Origin of the sequence: Actinokineospora xionganensis, from assembly GCF_014323725.1 — a bacterium.
GTDB lineage: Bacteria > Actinomycetota > Actinomycetes > Mycobacteriales > Pseudonocardiaceae > Actinokineospora > Actinokineospora xionganensis.
Map to the genome: position 1 here is coordinate 12,100 of NZ_JABVED010000007.1, position 21,723 is coordinate 33,822.

The following is a 21,723-nucleotide window of genomic DNA, read 5'->3' on the forward strand; positions in this document are numbered from 1 at the left end:
ACGTCGAGTTCACCGAGGTGGACCTTCCAACGCAACGGTTGAGGTCGGCGCGGCTCGGCGGGTCGCGTGAGAACGCTGCCGGGCGGTGGGCCTGCAATTGACACTCGACCAGGCGGAGGAATTCTACGTCGACGACTGCCGCCTGGACTACGCGACCATCGAGGTGCGGCGTGTGAAGGGCCTGATGGTGCTGCAAGGCTGTTCGCTGCGTGAGGCGGTGATCCGCGGCGATCTGTCGAACGTGCTGCTGCTCGCCTGCGATCTCACGGGGGCGGAGTTCGCGGCGCGACGGGCTGAGGGCTGTGATCTGCCGGGTTCTGAGCTCGGCGGGGCACGGGGGTTGGTGTCGTTGCGTGGCGCGAAGATCAGTGCGGAGCAGGCCGTCTCGGTCGCCGAGGTGCTGGCGGCGGAGACGGGCCTGCTCGTCGAGCGCTGACCTATTTCTTGCGGTTGTCCCAGTTGTCCCAGGCGGGTTGGTTGTCCCAGGGTTTGCCGCCGCCGGACTTGTTCCAGTCGTCCCAGCTGGGGCGCTTGTCCCACTTGCCTGCGTCGACGGTGGGCCGCCACTGGTCGATCAGGGGTAGCAGGCCTTCCTTGCAGCCTCGCAGGCGGTCAGCGAGGATGGTTGCGGATTATGTTGTGGTGGGCAACGCCGATCACTCCTTCCATGAGTGCGATCTTGCTGTTCTGGCAGTAAGCCGTTTCGGTTGTGTCGAGCCGGCCGTGCTCGAAATGGCGGTTGGAGGGGTGGCCTCCGCCGCAGAAGTCGAAGTACGGGCACAAATCACGGCAGTTGCGCAGACCGCGGCGGTATTCCCGCACCCAGTTCGCGGCCAGGCCTCGGTCGATGAGCTGATCCAACGGTTCATCGAGGACGTTGCCGCAGGAGAACACGCCATGGCGTTCGGAGGTGAACCCGGCCAATTCCGGGGAGATCAGGGTGACCGAACCGTCGAAGGCCACGGTGGGCAGTGGTTCGATCATCGCCGGGCGGGACGGGGACGGCTGCTCGCGCAGTGTGTGGGCGGCGAATCCGAGGGCTCGGTCGATCTCGCGGACCTGCACGCGGGGGTTCTCCTGCCAGCAGCGCAGGAGTTCGGCCCAGAATTCGGCGGTTCGGTTGAGGTCGCGGGTGGTGGGGCGTTGGGCGTTGACGCCCTCACGTTCCTCGATGTTCACCCCGAGCCAGGTGCAGCCGAGTTCGGCGGCGAACGCGTGCAGCCGACGCGCCCGCTGGGGGCTGGGGTCGCTGACCACGGCGATCACCGACACGTCGCGCCCGGCCGCGAGCAGCAGTTCGATGCCGCGCAGGATCCTACCGAACGCCACCCGACCGGCCAGGTCGACTCGCAAAGCCCTCTCCGGGCTGGCCAATCTCGCGATGCACCAAGGGCGGCCTGATGACGCGCTCAGCTTCGCCGAGAACGCGTTGGTCCGTGCCGACCGGCTAACACCCGTGGTCAAGGCCGTCATGCATACCCGCCACGCCCGCGCCCTCGGTCTCGCCGGGCCTCAGCGCGAAATTGACTGCCTCACCGCCACGGGCCAAGCGCAGGACGCTTTCGCCCGCGACGGCGGGGATGAACCGGACTGGATCACCTACTACGGGCCGGCGCACCTCGAACGCGATCTCGGCCGCGCACTGCTGCACCTGGCGGTCAACGGCGGCGACCACACCGCCGCCCAAGGCCACCTCGTCGCCGCGATCGACCGCTTCCCCCAGCAGCACTCGCGCGGCAAGACCCTCGCCGTCGCCAACCTCGCTCACCTCACCATGGCCCGCGACGACCCCAACCACGCCGCCACCCTCGGCCACAGCGCCCTCGACGGCTTGGGCCCGATCCGCTCCGACCGAGTGTTCGAAGCACTGCGGCAACTGCGCGTCGCCGGTCGCCGACACCGCACGATCCCTGTGGTGCGGGAGTTGAACGCCCGCATCGACAGGGTGCTGAAGCCGGCCTGACGGCCCGTTGCGCGGGCAGCGCAGCCCTGTCACGCAGATATGTCGAAGTCCGACAGGTCAACCGACGTCGCTTCGGACCACTGTCAGCCAGACACAAGACCGAGCAGTGAAGCCAGGGAGGGTGGTCTGTTCGAGCCCGGCAGTCCAAGCGTGCCCGGCAGCGGCAGCGCGGGCACCGGCTGCCCGGGCGCGGCGGCGGGGGCGGCGGGGACTTCACGGGGCTTTCCGCCGTAGGGGGCGTTCTGCGATCCACGGACGCCGACCGGGCTGCCCAGCGGCTCGGCGCAGTAGGCCTGGGTGTTCGCCGGGATGTCGGTGACCTGGTTGGCGGGCCGCTGTTTCGTCGTCTCGTACCCCTTGGTGCACGACAGCGGGTCGGCGAAGGTCAGGACCAGGCCGAGATGTCCGGTGCCGTCCGGGTTGGCGCTGGGGGCGGCGGCCACCATGATCGGGTAGGCGACCAGCAGTTCCTCGATGCCGTCGACGCGGGTCGAAGTGATCTGGGACGTGGTGAGCAGGTTCGCGAGGACCACTCCCAGGCTTGGGCCGCTGTCCCGCAGCACCTCGTAGACCTGCATCGATACCGCGGGCCCGGTCTTGAGCAGCGACCGCAGGTCCGGGTCCGACGCCTTGAGTTGGGCCGCGATGGTGCGCAGGTCCGCGCTGTAGGAGCGGATCAGGTCCGACTGGGCCGCCTGAGTCTCGAGGACCACGCGCCCGTCCGCGAGCAGCGAGGCGGTCTGCGGCAGGTGCTCGGTCGCCGCCGCGGTCAGGGCGCCGGTGTCGTCGAGCAGGGTGCGCAGGGCCGGTCCGGTGTCGCGGAAAGCCTGGTCGAGTTCGTCGACGACGGTGCGCAGCGAGTCGACGGGCACGCTGCTCACCAGGCGGTCCACTGTGGACAACAGCTCGTCTGGGCCGGTCGGGATCTCGGTGCGGTCGCGGGCGATCACCGAGCCGTCGGCGAGGAAGGGCGCGCCGTCGCGGGCGGGCACCAGGTCGACGAACTGCTCGCCCACCGCCGACCGGTTGGCCACGACCGCCTGGGTGTCCGCCGGGATCGGCGGGGCGTCGTCGCTGATGGCCAGTTCGACGTCGACGCCGCCCGGGGCCTGGCGCAGCGCGCCGACCCGACCCACCGGCACCCCGCGGTACGTGACCTCGGCGTTGGTGAAGATCCCCCCGGAGTCGACGAACTGGGCCGTCACGACATAGCCCCCCAGACCGAAGAGCCGGTCCAACCCCGCATAGGTGCCGCCGACGTAGGCGATCCCGACCACCGCGATCAGCGAGAACAAGAACAGCCGGACCTTGACCGGCAGCGCGAGCATCAGCCACCACCCCCGATCAGTCCGCCGAGCAGCGGCCCGAGCCCACCGGCCGAAGCAGGCGGAACCGGCAAGCTGGGCAACGCAGGCAAGCCAGGCAAGCCCGCAGGCGTCGGAGGCGGGACTCCACCCACTCCGGGAAGGGTGAGGAACGGCGAGCTGGAGCTGTTGATGTTGTCCAGCAACACACTCAGGTCGAGGTCGAACACGACGTCGACGTTGGTGAAGTCGCCCTTGATCGCGTTGACCGTGTAGTCGGTGAACGGGTACGTCAGCAGCAGCTGCAGCGCGTTGGGCAGGTTCGCCCCGGAGTCGGCGAGCTTCTGCAGGGTCGGCGCGAGCAGCCGCAGATCCTCGACGAGGTCGGCACGACCGCGATTGACCGTGTCAACAGCCGTGGTGGACAGCCGGTCGAGTGCGCCGAGCATGGTCACCAGCTGGTCGCGCTGCTCCGTCACGACCTTCAGGCCCGGCGTGAGGTGGTCCAGCGCCGTGGCGAGCTGCGAGGTCTGCGCGGACAGCGTCCCGGACAGCCGGTTGAGCGAGTCGATCGCGCGGGTGATGTCGCCCTTCTGGCCGTCCAGGTCGCGGACCACGGCGTCCACATTGGACAGGAAAGACCGGATCTCGGCCTCGTTGCCTGACATGGCCGCGTTGACTTCGCGCACGATGTTCTGCAGCTGACCGACGCCGCCGCCGTTGAGCAGCAGGGACAGCGCGCCGAGGACCTCTTCGATCTCCGGGTTGCGGTTGGTGCGGTCGATCGGGATCACCGCGCCGTCGTCGAGTGTTCCCAGCCCGTCGGCGGGCGCCCGCAGCGAGATGTACTTCTCCCCCAGCAGACTGGACTGCCGCAGGTCGGCGGCCGCGTTGGCGGGCAGCCGGATGTCGCCGTGGACCAGAAGTTCCACGACCGCCGTAGTGTTGTCGCCCGCCAGCGAGATGCGGTCCACCCGGCCGACGGCGACGTCGTTGACCTTCACCGAGGCCTGTGGCACCAGGTCGAGCACGTCACCGAAGTGCGCGGTGACCCGGTAGGGCCGGTCGCCGAGGTCGGCGCCGCCGGGCAGCGGCAAGTCGTAGAGCCCGCCCGACCCGCAGCCGGACACCACGGCCACGACCGCGCCGAGAACGACGAACCGCTTGATCACCGGCCACCTCCCGGGGCGTTCTGGCCGGGCAGGTCGAGCATCGGCAGCGCGATGGGCGGGATCTGGCCGCTCTGCAGCGCGGCCAACGCCTCGATCGGCGACGGCAGCTTCACCACGCCGTCGAGGACCGGCGCCAGCTTCGCGCACGCGTCGCCGAGGGCGGGCGGGAGCTGGGCGGGCGTGCCCGACTGGATGGTCCGGCAGAGCAGCGCCATCGGCGGGTAGGTCAGCTCGTTGAGGTTGCCGCGGATGGAGAACGACGCCGACGCGGCGTCGTAGGTGTTGAGGAAGTTCGTCGCGCCCAGCGGACCGACGTCGAGCAGTTCGGCGAGTGCGCCCCGTTCGTCGACCAACGCCTGGGTGATGCCGACCAGTCGGTCCACATTGGACTTAAGCAGGTCCTTGTTCTCGGCGATGAACCCCTGCACCTCGCCGAGGGAGTTGGCGAGCGAGGTGAGCGCGAGGCCGAGGTCGTCGCTGTCGGCGGCCAGGTAGTCGGTCACCCCGGCGAGCTTGGTGTTGAACCCTCGGACCTGCGCGTCGCTCTCAGCCAGGGCGCGGGTGAACTTCTGCAGGTTGTCCACTGTGGAGAAGAGATCCCCACGCGACTCGCTGAGCGTGTGCGCCGCGGTGGACAGCTGCTTGATCGTGTCGTTGAGCAGTCGGCCGTTCCCGTCGAGGCCGGCGGCGGCCGAGTCGAGCACGCCGGACAGCGCGCCATCGGCGTTCGCGCCGTCCGGCCCCAGCGCGGTCGCCAGCTCACGCACGCTCGCGGTCAGGTCGTCGATCTCGACCGGCGTCGCGGTGCGGTCCAACGGGATCAGCGCCCGGTCCGCGAGGCGCGGGCCAGTCTCGTAGGCCGGGGTGAGCTGCACGAACCGGTCGCTGACCAGGCTCGGCGCGACCGAGACCGCGGAGACCTCGGCGGGCAGGTCCACGCCTTGGTCGACGGTCATGGTGACCTCGACCAAGTCGCCGCGCGGGACCACCGTGTCGACCTGTCCGACGGTGATGCCCAGCACCCGAACCTCGGATCCGGGGTAGATGCCGATCGATTTGGCGAAGTGCGCGGTGAGCCTGGTGCCCGCCATCGGGATCGCGATCCACCATAGTGCGGCGGTGACGATCAGGCCGAGCACCGCCAACAGCGTCACGGTGACCGTGGCATCGCGCTGGAACCGGGATCGCAGGATCACTTGCCGCCTCCCGGGGTCAGGGGCGTGTAACAGCCCTCCGGGTTGATGTCGATCAGCGCGGTCTTCGTGGACGGCGGGAACAGGCCGCAGATGTAGCCCTCGAACCAGCGCCCGTTGCCCACGGTGTTGTTGAAGACCCGGACGAACGGCGCCAGCGCGGCCACCCCCTTGCTGAGGTTGTCCTGGTTGCGGGCCAGCACAGTGGTCACCTTGTCGAGCTGGGTGAGCATCGGCTTGAGCTGCGCGGTGTTGTCGGCCACCAGACCGTGCAGTTCGTCGGCGAGCGCCTTGGTCCCGCTGAGCAGCCTGCTGACCGCCGAGCGGCGCAGCTGGAGTTCTTCGAACAGCAGTCCCGCGTCGGCGAACAGCTTCTGCAGCTGCTTGTCCCGGTCGGCCACGGTCTTGGTCAGCGACGAGGTGTTCGACAGCAGTCGGGCCAGCTCCTCGTCGCGGGTGGACAGTGTGGCGGAGAGGCGGGACATGCCGGTGAGCGCGTCGCGCAGGTGTGCGGGACTGCCGGACATCGCCTCGGAGACCACCCGGAAGCTCTCGGCGAGCTGGGCGGTGTCGATCTTCTGCACGGTCTTGGTGAGCTGGTCGAACACCGGGACGATGTCGAACGGGGTCAGCGTCCGCGTCTTCGGGATGACCTGGTTCGGATCCTGCAGCTCTCCGCCATCCGTGGCGATGGCGAGGAACTTGTCGCCGAGCAGCGTGCGGATCTGGATCGACAGCATGCTCCGGTCGCCGACGCGGGCATCGCGGACCGTGAAGTCGACCCGCACCTTGTTGCCCGCCAACGCGACCGCGTCGACGGCTCCCACCTTGACCCCGGCGACGCGGACCTCGTTGCCGGGCCGCAGCCCCGCGGACTCGGTGAACTCCGCGGAGTACGTCGTGCCGCCACCGATGATCGGGAGGTCGTCGGAGAAGAACGTCGCCAGGACCACGAGCACGACGAGAACCAGGGTGACCGCGCCGACGCCTGCCTGGTCGCGTTCCCGCAGCGACTTCATGGCCCGCACCTCTCCGGCCGCTGCGTTCCCGGCAGCGGCAGCGCGGCAATGTCCACGACGATGCCGAGTTCGGACACCCCGATGCGACCGGAGGCGCTGCACAGGAAGTAGTTGAACCAGCCGCCGTAGCTGGCGGAGCGGGTGATGGCGTTGACCTTGCCCGGCAGGTTCTTGAGGAAGTGGTCCACAGTGTCCTCGTGCGCGGCCAGGGTGGTGGACAGTTGCCCGAGGCCCGCGATGTCCTGCTTCAGCGATGGGCGAATGTCGCCGAGCAGCCCCGCGGTGACGGTGGTCAGGTCGCCCAGCGCGGTGATGGCGTCGCCGATCGGCTCACGCTGCTCGGCCAGTCCGGTGCTGAGCCGCTGCATTTGATCGATGAGTCCGGACACCTCCGCGCTGCGGCCGTTGACCGTGTCCAACACCGTATTGAGGTTGGCGATCACCTCGCCGATCACCTTGTCCTTGTCGGCGATCGCGGTGGTGAGCGACGCGGTGTGGCTGAGGATGCTGTCGATCGTGCCGCCTTCGCCTTGCAGGACCTGGATGAGATGCGCGGTGAGCTCGTTGACCTGGGCTGGGTCGAGTGCCTGGAACAGCGGGCGGAAGCCGTTGAACAGCACGGTGAGGTTCAACGCGGGTTTGGTCCGTTCGACCGGAATCGTCTGTCCGGGCTCGAAAACGGCGTTCGGGTCGCGGATCTCGCCGATGCCGAGGGAGACGTAGCGCTGGCCGATCAGGTTGCGGTACTTGATGGTCGCGGTGATCGAGGCGGGAAGCCTGCGGGCGGACTCGACGTCGAACGCGACCTCGGCGAGCCGGTCATCCACCACCCGCACGTCGGTGACCTGGCCGATGCGCACACCGGACATGCGGACGTCGTCGCCGACGACGATGCCGGTCGCGTCGGTGAACCGGGCCGCGTAGCCCATCGTCTGCCCCAGGGACTTGTTGGCGATCGTGAGGCCCAGCATGGCGGTCAGCGTCACGGTGACCACCGCGAACACGGCGATCTTCAGCAGCGGTACGAGCACCGTCCTCATCGGAGTGTCACCTCCGTGCCGCGGAACGCCGGGCCGAGCAGCAGACCCGCCCAGCGCGGCACGTCCTCGGGCATGACCCCGAGTCCGGGCGCGAGCAGGGCGTTGACCAGATCGCGCTCCTGCGGGCTGTTGGCCAGCGCGGGCGCGTCCGCCGCCTGCGGGACGGTGGGCCGGAACTGCTCGGGCCGGTCCGACTTCGGCGCGGGCGGCTTGGAGGTGCCGTCCTTCAGCGGCCCGTCCGTGGTGTACTGCGGGAACTTCTCGCCGGGCTGCGCCATCCGGTAGCAGCGCGGACCGCGTTTGTCGTCGTAGCGCGGGGTGTCGACGCCCGGCAGGTACTTGCCGCGGTTCGCCGCTATCTCGATGGTCACCCTGGAGACGTTCGGGTGGTCGGTTCCCTTGCCGAACGCGCGCTCCGACGCGGGGATCGCCTTGACCAGGTTCTCCAGCAGACACGGGTATTCCGGCGCGTACTTCGCCAGCACCGCCAGGGTGGACTGGGCGGTGTCGGCCAGTTCGATGAGGTTTCCCTTGTTCACCGCCAGGAACCGGTCGAGATCGACCGCCGCCGTGGTGACGGTGCTGAAGAGCAGGTCGAGGTTGGCCCGCTGCTCGGCGACCGTCCTGGTGGTCGTGGTCAGGTCGCTCATCGCCTGGAGCAGGTCCGCAGCGGCGTCGGCGTAGGTGTCGGCGACGGTGGCCAGGGCCGCCAGGTCCGCCTTGAGATCGGGCATGCTGGGCAGCAGCCGCTCCAGGTAGGCGTCGAGGTCGGCGATGGTCCGGCCGAACTGTGCGCCGCGGCCGTCCAACGCGGTCGACATCGCGTTGAGCGTCGTCGCGAGCTTGGCGGGCTCCACGGCTTGCAGGACGGGCATCAGGTGGTCGAGGACTTTCTCCAACTCGATCGCCGACGACGTCCGGTCCTGGGGGATCACCGAGCCGCCGCGCAACGCCCGCGGCGCGGGATCAGTCGGGATCAGCAGGGCCACATAGCGCTCACCGAACAGGGTCTTGGGCAGCAGGCGGGCGGAGACGTTGGCGGGGATGAGATCCACGGAGTCCGGGTCGAGCGCCAGGTCGAGCACCGCGCGGTCACCCGTGGGCCGGATACCCCGCACCTCGCCGACGATCATCCCGCGCAGCTTGACGTCGGAGCCGACCCGCAGCTGGTTGCCGACCCGGTCGGTCTCCAGGCTCACCGGCACGACAGTGGTGAAGGCCTTGTTGTAGAAGCCGATCGACAGCCACACCAGGCTCGCCACGACGACCAGGAACACCAGCCCGTAGAGCTGGTGCCGGATCTTCTCGACAGGCTTCATCCGGCGATCCGCACTGTCGTCGTCGCGCCCCAGATGGCCAGGCTGAGAAAGAAGTCCAGCAGGGTCTGCAACACGATCGCCGTGCGCACGGCCCGGCCGACGGCGACGCCGACCCCCGCGGGCCCGCCGCTCGCGGTGTAGCCGTAGTAGCAGTGCACCAGGATCACCACGACGCTGAACACCATCACCTTGAGGAACGACCAGAGGACGTCCTCGGGCGGCAGGAACAGGTGGAAGTAGTGGTCGTAGGTGCCCGACGACTGCCCGTAGAACCACACGGTCACCTGGCGCGAAGCCAGATAGGAACAGAGCAGACCCACCACGTACAGCGGGATCACCGCCGCCACACCCGCGATGACCCGCGTGGTGACCAGGTACGGCACGCTCGGGACGGCCATGACCTCCAGCGCGTCGATCTCCTCGGAGATCCGCATCGCGCCGAGCTGCGCGGTGAAGCCGCAGCCCACGGTCGCCGACAGCGCGAGCCCGGCGGCCAGCGGCGCGACCTCGCGGGTGTCGAAGTACGCGGCGATGAACCCGGTCAGCGCGGACGTGCCCAGCTGATTGAGCGCCGAGTAGCCCTGCAAACCCACGATCAAACCGGTGAAGACGGTCATGCCGATCATCACGCCCAGCGTGCCGCCGATGACCGCGAGCGCCCCGCTGCCGAAGAACACTTCGGACAGCAGCCGCATGGTCTCGCGCGGGTACCGGACGATCGTGCGTGGCACGGTGCGCAGCACCATCAGGTAGAAGGCGAGCTGCTGTCCCAGGACGGCCAGGCCGTCGAACGGCTGGTTCGCCACCGCGAGCACGCGCGTGGTGACCTGGCGGGGCGCCCTCTCCCGGATCGCCATGGTCACAAACCCTTGGGTGGGACGATTTGCAGGTAGAGGCCGGTCAGCACGACGTTGATCGCGAACAGCAGCAGGAACGTGATGACGACGGTCTGGTTCACCGCGTCGCCCACGCCCTTCGGTCCACCGGACGGGTTGAGCCCGCGGTAGGCCGCGATGATGCCCGCGACGAACCCGTAGAGGACCGCCTTGATCGTGCTGATCCACAGGTCCGGCAGCTGGGCGAGAGCGTTGAAGCTGGACAGGTAGGCACCCGGCGTGCCGCCCTGCATGACCACGTTGAAGAAGTAGCCGCCCGCGACGCCCACCACGCTGACGAGTCCATTGAGTAGTGTCGCGACGACGATGCAGGCCAGCACGCGGGGCACGATGAGCCGTTGGATCGGCGAGACGCCCAGGACCTCCATCGCGTCGATCTCCTCGCGGATGGTGCGTGACCCGATGTCGGCGCACACCGCGGACCCGCCCGCGCCCGCCACGAGCAGCGCGGTGATCAGCGGGGCGGCCTGCTGCACGATGGCCAGCGCGCTCGCCGCGCCGATGAACGACTGCGCGCCGATCTGCTGGGTCAGCGAGCCGAGTTGCAGCGCGATGACCGCGCCGAACGGGATCGCCACCAGCGCCGTGGGCAGAATCGTGACGCTGGCGAAGAACCAGCACTGCTGGATGAACTCGCGCCCCTGAAACGGTCTGCGCGGGATGAAGCGCAGCACATCCCATGCCAGTGTGGTGACGCGGCCGACCTGGCGAAGGCCGCGCACGACCGCCGCGTCGGACTCGAGTCGCAGGCTCAACGGCTGATCCACTTCGGCGGGGACTTCAGGCGTTCGTGCTGGTCACCCAACGACGGCGCGACGGAACAGATACGCGAAAAATCCACATGTACTAGAAGGACAGGGCGTGCGTAGTCGTGGCGCCACCGTCGGCGACGAACTCGGCGCCGGTGCAGTAAGAGCTCTCGTCACTGGCCAGGAACAGCACGAGGTTCGCGATCTCCTCGGCTTGGCCGTTGCGCTGCAGGGCCACCCGCTTGCCGATCCGACTGGTGTCGACCTGGATGCCGCCGAGCGCGGTCGGCAGCATCTGCGTGTCGATCACCCCGGGGTGCACGGAGTTGACCCGGATGCCGTGCTCGCCGAGTTCCATCGCGGCGACCTTCGTCATCCCACGAACAGCGAACTTGCTTGCCGTGTAGGCGATCACCATCTTGGCCGCGGCGAGGCCCTCGATGGACGACAGATTGACGATCGAGCCTTTCCTGGCCGCGATCATCCCCGGCGCCACCGCGCGCATCCCGAGGAAGCAGCCGAACTGGTTGACCCGGATGATCCGCTCGTAATCCGCCAGCTTGGTGTCCACCAGCGGGCTGAAGTGCAGGATGCCCGCGTTGTTGACCAGCACGGTGACCGGGCCGAACCGCTCGGTCGCGTCGGCGACCGCGTCGATCCACTCATCCTCATCGGACACATCGAGGTGGCGGAAGTACGCGTTGTCACCGAGTTCGTCTGCCAGCGTCTTGCCCTCGTCGTCAAGCACGTCGGCAAGGACCACCTTGGCGCCCTCGGCGACGAACCGCCGCGCCGCCGCGGCACCCTGCCCTCGGGCCGCGCCGGTGATGAGCGCGACCTTGCCGTCCAACCGGCCCATATGGACTACTCCTACATAAGTTCGTCGGTCAAGGGCATTAGCACGGTCTTGAGTTCGGTGTACGCCTCGAACGCGGAGCGACCGCCCTCGCGACCAAGTCCGGACTGCTTGAAGCCGCCGAACGGCAGGTGCGGCTCGACCTGGAACCCGTTGATACCCACGGTTCCCGCCCGCAGCGCGCGGGCCACCCGGAAGGCCCGGCGGTTGTCGGTGGTGTAGACGCCCGCGCCCAACCCGTACCGCGTGGCATTGGCCAGTCGGATCGCCTCGTCCTCGTCACCGAACGGCACGACCGCCAGGACCGGGCCGAAGATCTCCTCCTGCGCGAGTTCAGCGGTGTTGTCGACGTCGGCGAAGATCGTCGGCTGGACGAAGTTCCCGTCCGCCAGCGCGCCGTCCACCCGCGACCCCCCGGCGACGAGTCGGGCGCCGCTGTCCTTGCCGCGCTCGATGTAGCCAAGGACCCGGTCGAGTTGCTTTGCGTTGATCAGCGGGGCGGAGAGGACAGCCGGGTCGAACGGGTCGCCGTAGGTGATCATTCCGGCGAGCAGCTGGGCGGCGTTGAGGAAGTCGTCGTAGACGTCGCGGTGCACCAGCGCGCGGGTGTGCGCGACGCAGGCCTGGCCGGACAGGCCCATCGTGACCGTGCCCATGGTGGTCATGGCGGCGAGGCCGACGTCCGGCGCGTCCGGGAACACCAGGGTCGGGCTCTTGCCGCCGAGTTCCAGCGAGACACGCTTGAGCGTTCCCGCCGAGGCCTCGATGATGTGCCTGCCGACCGCACGGCTGCCGGTGAAGCTGACCTTGTCCACCAACGGGTGCGTGACCAGGGCCTCGCCGGTCGGGTTGCCCGGTCCGGTGACGACGTTGAGCACGCCGTGCGGCAGGCCCGCTTCGACCAGCAGCTCCACCATGCGCAGCACGGTGAACGTGGCGAACTCCGACGGCTTGAGCACCACCGTGCAGCCTGCGGCGAGCGCGGGGGCGACTTTCTGGGCGTACAGCAGGAAAGGCGCGTTCCAGGGCAGGATCGCGGCGACCACACCGATCGGTTCGCGGAAGGTCATCGCGAGGTGATCGCCACCCTGGTACGGCGGCAGGGTCTCGCCGCCCACCTTGTCGATCCACCCCGCGTGGTGCTCGAACACGTCCGCGGCGGCCTCGACGGACGTCGCGTAGATCCCGGCGAAGGACAGCGGGACACCGTTGTCGAGCGCCTGCAGCCTGCGCAGGTCGTCGGCGTTGGCGCGCAGCAAGTCAGCGTAGCGGTGCAACAGCTTAACCCGCTGACCCGCCCGCGAACGCGGCCACGGGCCGTCGTCGAAGGCCGTGCGGGCGGCGTGCACCGCCTTGTCCACATCGGACTCGGTGGCGACTGGGAAGCTGCCGATCGCCTCTCCGGTCGCCGGGTGGGTGTGGGTCCACGACGCGCCGTCGGCGGCGGGCCGCCACTGGCCGTCGATGAGGATGCCCTGGTCGGGCAGCCGTCCCACGTGGGAAAGCAAGGAGAGTGTCACCGCGCCTCCTGAACCGAGCTTGAGGATGTCGTTGGCAGCGAACGAAAGCATCGGGTCACGCTCGGCGAAGTACCCGCCCACCTGGTCGGCCAGGGTCGCGGGGGTCCAGCGGTCGGCGTCGAACCGACGCTCGACGGCGGGCGCGGCCAGCAGCGCCACCATGCCGCCGTGCACGACGAACACCTGGCCGCTGACGGTCTGGGCGGCCGGTGAGGCGAGGTAGACGACCAGCGGCGCGACCTGCTCGGGCGAGAGCGGGTCGAGTCCGTCATCCGGCGCCTCGCCGAACACCTCGGCGGTCATCGCCGTGCGGGCACGCGGGCAGATCGCGTTGGCCCGGACGCCGTAGCGCTCCAGGCCGCGCGCGGTGGCCAGGGTGAGCGCGACGATCCCGGCCTTGGCGGCGGCGTAGTTCGCCTGGCCCGCCGACCCGACCAGGAAGGCCTCCGAGGCGGTGTTGACGACTCGCGCGTAGACGGGTCCGCCCTTGGCCTTCGACTCGGTGCGCCAGTGCGCGGAAGCGTTGCGGGAGAGCAGGAAGTGGCCGCGCAGGTGGACCTTGAGGACCAGGTCCCAGTCGTCGTCCGACATCGAGAACAGCATCTTGTCGCGCAGCAGGCCGGCGTTGTTGACCACGATGTCGAGCCCACCGCGGTCGAGTGCGGCCAGGGTCAGCGCGTCGGCGGTCGCCCGCTCGGACACGTCGCCCTCGACCAGGACCGCCTTGCCGCCCAGCGCCTCGATCTCGTCGACCACCCCGCCACCCGGTCCACCCGGGAGGTCGTTGACCACCACGTCGGCGCCCGCGGCGGCGAGGGCCAGCGCCTCCGCCCGGCCGAGTCCGGCGCCCGCGCCGGTGACCACGGCGACCTTGCCGTCGAGGCTCACGGCGTCCACAGGCATCTCCCTCGGCACCGGGGGTGAATGGACCGCCAGGCTAGAATCTGTTCTCGTTTTAGGCAAGCCCCGTCAGTCGCGCAAGGCCAAGGCCACCTTCGGGCACGACGCCACGGCCTGAACGATCCTCGCACGGTCGGCCTCAGCGCCTTCAGGCTGCTTGACCAGCAATTCGTCGTCATCATCGAGCTCGAAGTAGTCCGGCGCGACGTTCACGCAAAGCCCATTGGCCTCACACTGGTCACGATCGACATCGATACGCATGGCAGCCTCCGCAGCGAATAGAGAACGTGTTCCATGTTAGCTGCTATCTTCGATGGCGAACGCGTTCGGCGTCCGATGGGAGAACGCATGCGGATCACCTACACCCCAGAACAAGAACAGCTGCGCGCCGAACTGCGGGCCTACTTCGCCGAGCTGATGACCCCGGAGCGGCGCGAGGCGCTGACGAACTCCGGCGGCGAGTACGGCAGCGGCGAGGTCTACAAGGAAGTCGTGCGCCAAATGGGCGCGGACGGCTGGCTCGCGCTCGGCTGGCCCAGCGAGCACGGCGGCCGCGACGGCTCGATGCTCGACCAGCTGATCTTCACCGACGAAGCCGCCATCGCGGGCGCGCCCGTGCCGTTCCTGACCATCAACACCATCGGGCCGACGATCATGAAGTACGGCACGCCCGAGCAGAAGGCGTTCTTCCTCCCCCGGATCGCGCGCGGAGAGCTGCACTTCTCGATCGGCTACTCCGAACCGGAGGCGGGCACCGACCTCGCCGCGCTGCGCACCCGCGCGGTGCGCGACGGGGACGAGTACGTCATCAACGGCCAGAAGATGTGGACCAGCCTCATCCAGTACGCCGACTACCTGTGGCTGGCCTGCCGCACGGACCCGGAAGCGGCCAAGCACAAGGGATTGTCGATCCTGATCGTCCCAGTCGACACCCCGGGTTTCTCGTGGACGCCGGTGCGCACGATGGCGGGTCCGGGCACGAGCGCGACGTACTACTCCGATGTGCGGGTGCCGGTGTCGTCGCTGGTCGGCACCGAGCACGAGGGCTGGAAGCTGATCACCAACCAGCTCAACCACGAGCGGGTCGCGCTCACCTCGGCGGCCCCGGTCCAGAACGCGCTGCGCGAGGTGCTCGAGTGGGCGCGGGAGACGAAGCTGCCGACCGGCGACCGGGTGATCGACCAGGAGTGGGTCCGGATCCACCTCGCCCGGGTGCACGCGAAGGCGGAGTTCCTCAAGCTGGTCAACTGGAAGATCGCCTGGGGCGTGGGCAAAGCGATCAGTCCCGCGGACGCCTCGGCGACGAAGGTGTTCGGCACCGAGTTCGCCACCGAGGCCTACCGGTTGCTCATGGAGGTGCTCGGCCCCGCGGCCACGGTCCGCGCGGGCTCCCCTGGCGAGGCCCTGCGCGGGCGAATCGAGCGGATGCACCGGTCGTCGCTGATCCTGACCTTCGGCGGCGGCACCAACGAGGTGCAGCGCGACATCGTGGCGACCGTCGGCCTGGGCCTGCCGCCCGCGCGCCGCTGAACTGGAGGACTCCGATGGACTTCACCTTCTCCGAGGCCCAGGACGACCTGTCCGGCCTCGTGCGCACCCTGACCGAGCACGATCGTCCACTATGGACATTGATGGACGAGGCCGGCGTGCTGATGGCCGCCTTGCCGGAATCGGTGGGCGGCGGCGGTTTCGGCCTGCTCGAACAGTGCTCGGTCGCCGTCGAACTCGGCCGCGCGGCCGCCCAGGTCCCGTACGCGGCTTTCTCGGTGGCCGCGTCGGCGATCGCCGAGTTCGGTGACCGGCCCACGATCGACCTGGGTCTGTCGTGCGCGGTGACCGACGACCCGCTCGACCCGGTGGCCTTCTCGAACGGGCGGCTCAACGGGACCAAGACGCTGGTGCCGACCGGCGAGGTGTTCGTGGTGACGGCGGGCGCGGACGCCTTCGTGGTCCGGGCAACGGATGCCGGGGTGCGCACAGCCGTTCAGGAACTGGTCGACGGCTCGGCGCTGGTGGTGACGCTGGCCGAGGTGACACCGGAGCAGGTGCTGCCGGGCGCCGCGACGTGGGTGACCGACCGGCTGATGGTGTTGACCTGCGCGGAAGCGGTGGGCGTGCTGGGCGAGGCGCTGCGACTCACGGCGGCGTACGCGGGTGAGCGGGTCCAGTTCGGGCGGCCCATCGCGACGTTCCAGGCGGTCACCCAGCGGTTGGCGGACGCGTATATCGACGTAGAGGCGGTGCGGCTCACCCTGTGGCAGGCGGCTTGGCGGCTGAGCGAAGGACTGGGAGCCGCCGCGGAGGTGGCTACCGCGAAGTTCTGGACGGCTGACGCCGGACATCGTGTCGCGCACACGGCGGTGCACGTCCACGGCGGGGTGGGGATCGACATGGATCACCGGCTGCACCGGTACTTCACGGCGGCGAAGCGGTTGGAGTTCACCCTCGGCGGCGCCACCGACCACCTCCGCGGGCTGGGCGCCACCCTGACCACCACGCCTTGACCTGCCTGGCACAGCGCTGGGCGTGTCACGCCTCGACGTCGGCGCGGCGGTTGCCCAGGGTCCAGCCTGCCAGGATGATCGCGCCGAACGGGATTTCGACGGTGTACGTCCAGAAGCCGAAGAGCAGGGCGGCGACGGTCGCGGCGATCGGCTCGATGCCGAAGGCGGTGAGCATCAGGACGACGCCGCCCTCCATGACGCCCGCTCCGCTGGGCGTGATCAGCACGGTGGTCAGCACCCGGGAGAGCGCGAAGACGGCGATGGACTGGGCCAAGCCCGGGTAGGCGCCTGCCGCCCAGAGGCAGCTCAACAAGACCAGCCACTGGGCGCCAAGGAAGCCGATCATGCCCGCGGACAAGCCGGGCCAACGGGTGCCGACGATGCCCGCGGTGTCGGCGCGCAGCCGGTCAAGGGCGGCGGAGGCGTGGAACCGCAGGCGGGCCAGGCGTACGACGGCGTCGAGCACGCGGCCGAGCCGGGCCGCCGCGGCATCCCAGTAGAGCGCCGCCGCGACCACGGCGACGAGCAGCAGGATCGACACCGCACTCACCCAGCAGGCCCTGGCCACCATGGGATCCGGGGCCTGCCCCGCCACCAGCAAGGCGATGATGCCGACGGCGGGCAGCACGAACCGGAACAGCGTGTTCCACACTCCGCTGACCAACGTCATCACCATGATCGGCCGCCCGTGGAAGCCCCAGCTCCTGGCCATCGCGAAGGTCAGCGCCACCCCGGCCGCGCCGCCGAACGGCAGGAGATTGCTGACCGCGCTGCCAGCCGCGTTGAGCGCCAGCGCACGGCCGGTGGTCAGCCCGGGCAGCGAGTTGGTCAGCACGACGGTGTACGCCAACAGGCTGGCCAGCCACACCACCGCCATCAGCACGATCATGCCGGTGTCCAGCTGACCGAACCGTGCGCCGATCTCCTGCCAGGAGACGGGATTGCCGGTGAGGGCGTGGACGATCCGAGGCAGGTAGACCACCATCAGCACCGCCAGCCCCAGCGACACCGCCGACAGCGCGACCCGGCGGGTCACGGCGCCTCGTCGAACGGATGGCGCAGCCGCACCCCAGCCGGCAGATCGCGGCGCACGTACCACTCGGTGCCGAACACGAAGCGGTACAACAGAACCGGGATCCTCAGCAGCATCGCCAGGGTCCGCACGTCGGCGCCGCCGGCCTGGGAGGCGTGCGCGGACATGCTCGCCCGTTTCCGTCCGGCGAACCGGCGGACGTTCACGCGGTGGGTGATCCGGCCGCCGGGGGTGTACGCGCGCTCGAACGTCCCGATATCGAATGCGGGCGGGAAGCGGTAGAACCAGCCGATGACGCGCAGCGCCCTGACCAGGAGGTCGCGGTCCACGGTGGCTTCCAGGACGATCGGGGTGCCTGCCAGCCGGGCGGCCACCGTGCCGACCCGGTGCACCTGGACGTGATCGGGGTGGCCGTAGCCGCCCGCGGGGTCGTAGATCGTCAGCAGGTCGGCGCGCTCCTCGCGCAGCACAGCCGCGAGCGCCTCGGCCGCCTGCCCTGGGTCGGCGTCGGCGAACGCGTCGGCCGGGCGGTCCTGGCCCAGCCCGGAGTCGCCGTACCCCAGGCAGACCACGCGGGCGCAGCCGAGCACGGCCGCGGACCGGTCCAGTTCCCTCAGCCGTGTCGCGCCGAGAGCGGCGCCCCGCGGCGACTCCGCGAGGCCGCTCTCACCCGCGGTGGCCACGACCAGGACCACCCGGTGGCCCTCGGCGGCGAGGCTCGCCATCGTGCCCGCCGTGAGCAGGGCTTCGTCGTCGGGGTGGGCGTGAAAGAAGACCGCGACACGTGGGCTCACCCGGTCAGCGTAAGGAGCGAAACCGGCCCTGTCGGGCTTCCGTCGCCGTAAGTCCACCCAGGCGGTGGGTGATTCCAGCCAGTTGGGGACGGAATCGCCGGGCAGTGAAAATTAGGCTGAATGGGTGAAGATCCTCCACGTGACAGACTGCTATCTCCCGAGGCTCGGAGGCATCGAGGTCCAGGTCTCGGACCTCGTGGCGGCGCAGCGCGCGGCGGGCCACCACGTCGAGGTGGCGACGGCCACGGCCGGTCCCGGCCTGCCGGGCGTACACCGGATCTCCGTCCCGCTGCCCTTCGACCTGCCGGTTCACCCGCTCGGGGGCGCGCGGATCACCTCACTGCTGGCCGAGCGCGGCCCCGAGGTGGTGCACGTGCACGTCGGCGCGGTCTCCCCGTTCGGCTGGCAGGGCGTGCGGGCCGCCGCCCGGACCGGCCTGCCCACCGTCGTGACGGTGCACAGCATGTGGGACCCGATGACGCGCGGTGTCTATGCCGCGCTGCGTACCGCGTTCGACTGGCACCGGTGGGGGTTGGTGGTCACCGCGGTGAGCACGGCCGCGGCGGCCGAGGTGCGGGAGGTGGCCGGGAGGGACCTGCCGGTGCACGTGGTCGCCAACGGGCTGGACGTTCCGCGCTGGCGGCCCAGCCGCGCCGCCGGTGGCTGGGAGGGCCCGGTGCACATCGTGGCTGTCGGCAGGCTCGCCCCGCGCAAACACCCAGTCCCGCTGCTCCGGTTGCTGCGCGCCGCGCGCGACCGGGTTCCGGCCGAGGTGACGATGCGGGCGACGATCGTCGGCGACGGGCCCGCGCGGCGTTCGATGGAGCGGTTCGCCGCCACCCATGGCCTGGCGTCCTGGGTCGCGATGCCCGGCAGGCGCTCTCGCGACCAGGTCGCGGAGGTCCTGGCGGGCGGGGACGTCTTCGTCGCACCGGCGCCCCGGGAGTCGTTCGGCATCGCCGCGCTCGAGGCGCGGGCGGCGGGGCTGCCGATCGTGGCCCGCACCGAGGGCGGTGTCGGCGACTTCGTCCGCCATGGCACTGAGGGCTTGCTCGCAGGCACCTTCGACGAGATGGCGGATGCCCTCGCGCTGCTGTGCGCCGACCGTGACCTTCGCGAGCGCATCGCCCACCACAACCACACGGTCCCGCCCGCCGTCGGCACCTGGCCCACGGTCCTGGCCGACACCGACCGTTGCTACGACCAGGCCCGCCAACGCCTTTCGAACACCCCCACCCCCACCAACCGCCGCGCCGGCTAACCCACCAACCCCAACCACCAGCGCCCCCACCCGCCTGCCCAATCCACCAATTCACCCGGCAGTCCCACCACCGGCCCACCCACCGGACAACCCCAACCCCCAGGCCACCACCCGACAGCCCCCACCAGCCGCTCACCCGACAACCCCAACCCCCAAGCCGCCCACCGGGCAACCCCGGGCACCCAACGCGCCCACCGCACAACCCCGGGCACCCAACGCGCCCACCGGACAAACCCGTCCCCACCGAACCGTCACCTAAGGGGACCGCGACGGCACCCGACCACGGTGCCCACCCATCCGCACCATCACCCCAAGGGCGACCAACACACAAATTCCGGGGAGGCGGAACAGCCCTAGTGGCGGCGTAGGGGTGGGAGGGTGGCGGCGTCGCGGGGGCGGGCGGGGCGCGGGATCCGGGTCATCGCCCGTACCCGGCGGGTCCGACCGTGTTCGGCGAGCAGCATGAGCAGTTCGCCGTCGACCACCGCCGCGAGTTTGCGTTGCGCCCAGTCCGATGCCGAGAGCACGACGTCCGGGTTCACCGGCCTGCCTTCGAAGACCTCGCGGACTAATCGCCATTCGGCGAGGCGGTCGCGGAGAAAACTGTTGTGCGCCAACGCTGGCGCGACTTTCTCGGCCCAGGCGGAGAAATCGCCCTTGGCGGTCGCCTTGGCCCCGATGCGGACCGCGACCGCGGATACCGCCATCGCCTTGTCCGGGTCCCGAAGCACCGCTTCCAGGAATGCGCGCTCATCCCGTGGCCGGGCGTCGCGGTACCAATCGAACCGCAGGTGTTCGTCGGCGGCCAGCGCCACCGGATCATGATCAACGCAGCCGGTCAGCGCCGCTACGCATGCGATGTGGTCGACCAGTTTCACCCGTTCCCTCCGGCGACATAGGGTAACGCTTCGTCTCCCGGAACGATCACGCAGGCCACGCCTGTGAAACGGTCCCGGACGCCGCGGGTGTGGCTACTGTCGATGCCATGCTGTTCCGAACCTCGATCATCATCGACGCCGCGCCGGAGCGGGTCTGGGCGGTCTACACCGACGTCGCCCGATGGCCGGAGTGGACCGCGTCGGTCACCGCCGTCACCCTCCTCGACCCCGGCCCACCGCACCTGTCCCAGCGGGTCCGGATCAAGCAGCCGAAGCTGCCACCCGCCGTGTGGACCGTCACCGGGATCGACGCGGGCCGTTCGTGGACGTGGACGGCGACGGCGCCATTCGTCAGGACGGTCGCCACCCACACGGTGGAGCCGCACGAGCGCGGGACACTGATGAGCGCGACCCTTGAGCAGAGCGGCCCGCTCGGCAGGCTGATCGGCAAGCTGGCCGCCGGGCTGACCGACCGCTACCTGGCGATGGAGGCCGAGGGGGTGAAGGCGGCGTCGGAAGGGCCGTGACCGGCCGTTAGAGTGGGGACACGGGTGTGGGGGCCCCGACCAAATCGAGTCGACCCGGCGCGGTGACCGTGCGAGGCTGACCCCACCAACACCGCGAAACGTGGAGGTCCGTATGTCCGAGCAACCGGAGCAGCCTGAATCCGAGGACGGCGCGGAGCCGAAGGACCTCAAGAGCAAGTTCCGTGAGGCACTGGAGCGCAAGCAGGCCAAGTCGCAGAGCGGCGAGGGCCACGCGAACGCGGGCTCCAAGGTCGGCGACGCACACGGCAAGCAGGGCGGCAAGCGCACCTTCCGCCGCAAGAGCGGCGGCTAGGCCGGTCCGCCTCCCCGGAATTTTGAGATTTGGTCACCTTGCCTGGTGATGGTGCGGGCCGGGTGGGGAACCGTGGTTGGCTTTCGTCACGGTCCCCTAAGCCTGCGGTCTGACGGTGCGAGAACTGGCGCGGGTGATCGAGCGGGTTCGTGACGCGGCGTGTGGCCGAGGCGGGTCCGGGAAATCCCGGGCCCGCCTCGGTCAGTCAGTGGGTGGCGCGCTCCCACAGCCGCTCGAATTCCGCGGCCTCGATCTCCACCAGTTCCGGCTCCTCGGTGCGCCAGCCGTCGTCGAGGGCCAGTTCGGTGAGCGTCGGGCCGGTGTCCGGGTCCTCCTCGCCGTCGAGCGAGGTGACCAGGCGGTCGCCGACTACCGTCACCTGCCGGGTGGGCAGGCCGTCGACGAACTCGCACACCGCGTAGCCGCCGGCCGAGACCATCGGCTCGATGGCGAACCTGACGTGCACCGTCGGCGATCCCATG

At 69.8% G+C, this 21,723-nt stretch carries 23 protein-coding genes and 1 pseudogene; 7 read left to right on the forward strand and 17 right to left on the reverse strand.

The window, feature by feature from the left end; translation table 11 throughout:
• The first annotated feature begins 85 nt into the window (after positions 1-85).
• Positions 86-436 (forward strand): pentapeptide repeat-containing protein, encoded by a 351-nt coding sequence (locus GPZ80_RS13655; RefSeq protein ID WP_187220723.1) that lies wholly within the window; start codon positions 86-88, stop codon positions 434-436.
• A gap of 176 nt (positions 437-612) precedes the next feature.
• Here the strand turns inward: GPZ80_RS13655 and GPZ80_RS13660 are convergent, their stop codons facing one another.
• On the reverse strand, positions 613-1,353 hold the full coding sequence (locus GPZ80_RS13660; protein ID WP_187220724.1) for a radical SAM protein: 741 nt from the start codon (positions 1,351-1,353) through the stop codon (positions 613-615).
• Positions 1,354-1,381: 28 nt separating this feature from the next.
• Here GPZ80_RS13660 and GPZ80_RS13665 point away from each other — a divergent pair, with 28 nt between their 5' ends.
• On the forward strand, positions 1,382-1,963 hold the full coding sequence (locus GPZ80_RS13665; RefSeq protein WP_187220725.1) for an NsdA family TPR-like regulatory protein: 582 nt from the start codon (positions 1,382-1,384) through the stop codon (positions 1,961-1,963).
• An 83-nt stretch (positions 1,964-2,046) separates the two neighbouring features.
• Here the strand turns inward: GPZ80_RS13665 and GPZ80_RS13670 are convergent, their stop codons facing one another.
• From GPZ80_RS13670 to GPZ80_RS13720, 12 genes and pseudogenes are all read right to left on the reverse strand, one after another.
• A complete protein-coding gene (locus tag GPZ80_RS13670) occupies positions 2,047-3,291 on the reverse strand; it encodes an MCE family protein (protein ID WP_187220726.1) in 1,245 nt (414 codons plus the stop codon).
• Positions 3,291-4,436: an MCE family protein gene (locus GPZ80_RS13675; protein ID WP_187220988.1), complete on the reverse strand. Its 1,146-nt coding sequence runs from the start codon at positions 4,434-4,436 to the stop codon at positions 3,291-3,293. The genes GPZ80_RS13670 and GPZ80_RS13675 overlap by 1 nt, the downstream gene beginning before the upstream one ends.
• Positions 4,436-5,635, reverse strand: coding sequence for an MCE family protein (locus GPZ80_RS32700; RefSeq protein ID WP_187220727.1), 1,200 nt, complete (start codon positions 5,633-5,635; stop codon positions 4,436-4,438). Before GPZ80_RS32700 ends, GPZ80_RS13675 begins: the two co-directional genes overlap by 1 nt.
• The gene (locus GPZ80_RS13685) at positions 5,632-6,651 is read right to left on the reverse strand and encodes an MCE family protein (protein WP_187220728.1); all 1,020 of its coding nucleotides are present in this window, start codon (positions 6,649-6,651) and stop codon (positions 5,632-5,634) included. The genes GPZ80_RS32700 and GPZ80_RS13685 overlap by 4 nt, the downstream gene beginning before the upstream one ends.
• The gene (locus GPZ80_RS13690) at positions 6,648-7,691 is read right to left on the reverse strand and encodes an MCE family protein (protein ID WP_187220729.1); all 1,044 of its coding nucleotides are present in this window, start codon (positions 7,689-7,691) and stop codon (positions 6,648-6,650) included. The genes GPZ80_RS13685 and GPZ80_RS13690 overlap by 4 nt, the downstream gene beginning before the upstream one ends.
• Entirely contained in the window at positions 7,688-9,010 is a 1,323-nt protein-coding gene (locus tag GPZ80_RS13695; protein WP_187220730.1) for an MCE family protein, read from the reverse strand. The genes GPZ80_RS13690 and GPZ80_RS13695 overlap by 4 nt, the downstream gene beginning before the upstream one ends.
• Positions 9,007-9,873 carry an MlaE family ABC transporter permease gene (locus tag GPZ80_RS13700; protein WP_376771675.1) on the reverse strand — a complete coding sequence of 289 codons (867 nt, stop codon included), beginning with the start codon at positions 9,871-9,873 and terminating at the stop codon, positions 9,007-9,009. Before GPZ80_RS13700 ends, GPZ80_RS13695 begins: the two co-directional genes overlap by 4 nt.
• Positions 9,870-10,655: an MlaE family ABC transporter permease gene (locus tag GPZ80_RS13705; protein WP_187220989.1), complete on the reverse strand. Its 786-nt coding sequence runs from the start codon at positions 10,653-10,655 to the stop codon at positions 9,870-9,872. The genes GPZ80_RS13700 and GPZ80_RS13705 overlap by 4 nt, the downstream gene beginning before the upstream one ends.
• A gap of 97 nt (positions 10,656-10,752) precedes the next feature.
• Positions 10,753-11,514, reverse strand: a complete 762-nt coding sequence (locus GPZ80_RS13710; RefSeq protein ID WP_187220732.1) for a glucose 1-dehydrogenase — start codon at positions 11,512-11,514, stop codon at positions 10,753-10,755.
• 11 nt (positions 11,515-11,525) lie between these two features.
• On the reverse strand, positions 11,526-13,031 hold the full coding sequence (locus tag GPZ80_RS34025; protein WP_376771679.1) for an aldehyde dehydrogenase family protein: 1,506 nt from the start codon (positions 13,029-13,031) through the stop codon (positions 11,526-11,528).
• A 15-nt stretch (positions 13,032-13,046) separates the two neighbouring features.
• Positions 13,047-13,919: pseudogene (locus GPZ80_RS34030) on the reverse strand (3-oxoacyl-ACP reductase); the annotation flags it as partial.
• Positions 13,920-14,000: 81 nt separating this feature from the next.
• A complete protein-coding gene (locus tag GPZ80_RS13720; RefSeq protein WP_187220733.1) occupies positions 14,001-14,192 on the reverse strand; it encodes a ferredoxin in 192 nt (63 codons plus the stop codon).
• A gap of 87 nt (positions 14,193-14,279) precedes the next feature.
• On the opposite strand from GPZ80_RS13720, the gene GPZ80_RS13725 reads away from it, so the two are divergent.
• A complete protein-coding gene (locus tag GPZ80_RS13725) occupies positions 14,280-15,461 on the forward strand; it encodes an acyl-CoA dehydrogenase family protein (RefSeq protein ID WP_187220734.1) in 1,182 nt (393 codons plus the stop codon).
• Between the two features lie 14 nt (positions 15,462-15,475).
• The gene (locus GPZ80_RS13730) at positions 15,476-16,435 is read left to right on the forward strand and encodes an acyl-CoA dehydrogenase family protein (protein WP_187220735.1); all 960 of its coding nucleotides are present in this window, start codon (positions 15,476-15,478) and stop codon (positions 16,433-16,435) included.
• A gap of 25 nt (positions 16,436-16,460) precedes the next feature.
• On the opposite strand, the gene GPZ80_RS13735 is transcribed toward GPZ80_RS13730, so the two are convergent.
• A complete protein-coding gene (locus tag GPZ80_RS13735; RefSeq protein WP_222719277.1) occupies positions 16,461-17,471 on the reverse strand; it encodes a lysylphosphatidylglycerol synthase domain-containing protein in 1,011 nt (336 codons plus the stop codon).
• Positions 17,468-18,262: a PIG-L deacetylase family protein gene (locus GPZ80_RS13740; RefSeq protein WP_187220736.1), complete on the reverse strand. Its 795-nt coding sequence runs from the start codon at positions 18,260-18,262 to the stop codon at positions 17,468-17,470. The genes GPZ80_RS13735 and GPZ80_RS13740 overlap by 4 nt, the downstream gene beginning before the upstream one ends.
• A 124-nt stretch (positions 18,263-18,386) precedes the next feature.
• Between GPZ80_RS13740 and GPZ80_RS33705 the strand changes: the two genes are divergently transcribed.
• Complete coding sequence (locus tag GPZ80_RS33705) at positions 18,387-19,523, forward strand: glycosyltransferase family 4 protein (RefSeq protein ID WP_187220737.1); 1,137 nt, start codon at positions 18,387-18,389, stop codon at positions 19,521-19,523.
• A 353-nt stretch (positions 19,524-19,876) separates the two neighbouring features.
• Here the strand turns inward: GPZ80_RS33705 and GPZ80_RS13750 are convergent, their stop codons facing one another.
• Entirely contained in the window at positions 19,877-20,401 is a 525-nt protein-coding gene (locus GPZ80_RS13750; protein WP_187220738.1) for a hypothetical protein, read from the reverse strand.
• 107 nt (positions 20,402-20,508) lie between these two features.
• On the opposite strand from GPZ80_RS13750, the gene GPZ80_RS13755 reads away from it, so the two are divergent.
• Together GPZ80_RS13755 and GPZ80_RS13760 are read left to right on the forward strand one after the other, a co-directional pair.
• Positions 20,509-20,928, forward strand: a complete 420-nt coding sequence (locus GPZ80_RS13755) for an SRPBCC family protein (protein WP_187220739.1) — start codon at positions 20,509-20,511, stop codon at positions 20,926-20,928.
• Positions 20,929-21,040: 112 nt separating this feature from the next.
• Complete coding sequence (locus GPZ80_RS13760) at positions 21,041-21,241, forward strand: DUF5302 domain-containing protein (RefSeq protein WP_091381859.1); 201 nt, start codon at positions 21,041-21,043, stop codon at positions 21,239-21,241.
• Positions 21,242-21,446: 205 nt separating this feature from the next.
• Here the strand turns inward: GPZ80_RS13760 and GPZ80_RS13765 are convergent, their stop codons facing one another.
• Positions 21,447-21,722 (reverse strand): hypothetical protein, encoded by a 276-nt coding sequence (locus GPZ80_RS13765; RefSeq protein WP_187220740.1) that lies wholly within the window; start codon positions 21,720-21,722, stop codon positions 21,447-21,449.
• Position 21,723 lies beyond the last annotated feature (1 nt).